The following is a 1,368-nucleotide window of genomic DNA, read 5'->3' as shown; positions in this document are numbered from 1 at the left end:
TCGTTGAGCCGTTGAGGGAGTAAGAGAAGAGCGCTTCCTGGGTAGGATGTTTTCGACCAAGATAAACAAGCAACCAGCAAGCGCCTGATGAACAGCATATTCAACCAGCTCCTCAACGTCAAAAACATGGTGGTCGAGACCGTGCGGATCGTCGACTCGCCGCTGCGTCCCACGCCCGTGCTCGAGATCCGCGTGCGCCCGCGCAAGGGCATGCTCCGATGCTCCCGCTGCGGCAGACGCCGGCGTGGTTACGACCGGGGCGGTGGTGTGCGTCGTTGGCGGCACCAGGACTTCGGCTGCTGGCGGGTGGAGCTGGTCGCCGTGATGCCGCGCGTGGACTGTCCCGGGTGCGGTGTCGTGGTCGCCCAAGTGTCGTGGGCCGAGCCCGGCAGCCGGTTCACCAGGGATTTCGAGACGGAATGCGCATGGCTGATGACCGTCGCCAGCCAGAAAACGGTCAGCGGGTTCCTGCACATCGCGTGGAGGACCGCGGGCGACATCGCCCACAGGGTCGCCGAACGGCTGAAAGCGGCGGCACCCTCGCCGTTCGACGGCCTCACCGCGATTGGTGTGGACGAGACCAGCTACAGGAAGGGCCACACGTATTTGACCGTGGTCGTCGACCACGAACGGCACCGCGTGATCTGGGCGCACGACGGGTACGGCAAAGACGTGTTCGACCTGTTCTTCAAGGCCCTCACACCCGAACAGCGCGCCTCCATCCGCGTGGTCACCGGCGACGGGGCGCGTTGGATCGACTCGTGCGTCGCCGAGCATTGCCCGAACGCGGAACGCGTATTGGACGGCTTCCACATCGTCTCCTGGATGACCGACGCGCTCGACAAGGTCAGAAAACGCCTCTGGAACCAAGCCAGACACGAACACGACGAGGAAACCACCAGACGCATGCGCGGCGTCAAATACGCCGTCCTGAAGAACCCAGACCAACTCACCGACAAGCAGAACGAGGCGTTCGACGCGTTGAGGAACACGGACCCCAAAGGCCAGCTCTACCGCACCTGGCAGCTCAAGGAACTGTTGCGCACCCTGCTCAAACACCCCCTCGACCAGGCGCGCGGCGAGTTGAACCACTGGGTGTTCTGGGCGTCACACTCGCGTATCCCCGAAATCGTCGAACTCTCCAAAAAGATCCGACGCCGCCGGCCCGACATCCTGCGCACGATCGAACTGGGCTACTCCAACGCCAGGCTCGAGGCGTTCAACAACCGAATCAAGGTCACCATCCGCATGGCCTACGGCTTCCACCACGTCACCAACCTCATCAGCCTCGTCATGCTCAGATGCGGCGGACTCAACATCCAACTACCAACACCAACAACCTAACCCACGAAAACAGCAGAAGCCTCA

The 1,368-nt window shown here is 62.6% G+C and carries 1 protein-coding gene; it reads left to right on the top strand.

Annotated features, from left to right (window positions below; all coding sequences use genetic code 11):
- Positions 1-87 precede the first annotated feature (87 nt).
- Complete coding sequence (locus tag KIH76_RS11470) at positions 88-1,344, top strand: ISL3 family transposase (RefSeq protein WP_219070783.1); 1,257 nt, start codon at positions 88-90, stop codon at positions 1,342-1,344.
- The last annotated feature ends 24 nt before the right edge of the window (positions 1,345-1,368 follow it).

The sequence above is a fragment of the Bifidobacterium simiiventris genome, from assembly GCF_019331715.1.
Taxonomy (GTDB): Bacteria; Actinomycetota; Actinomycetes; order Actinomycetales; family Bifidobacteriaceae; genus Bifidobacterium; species Bifidobacterium simiiventris.
Note: the sequence above shows the minus strand (reverse complement) of the source record. Positions and strands in the feature narration are given on the sequence as shown.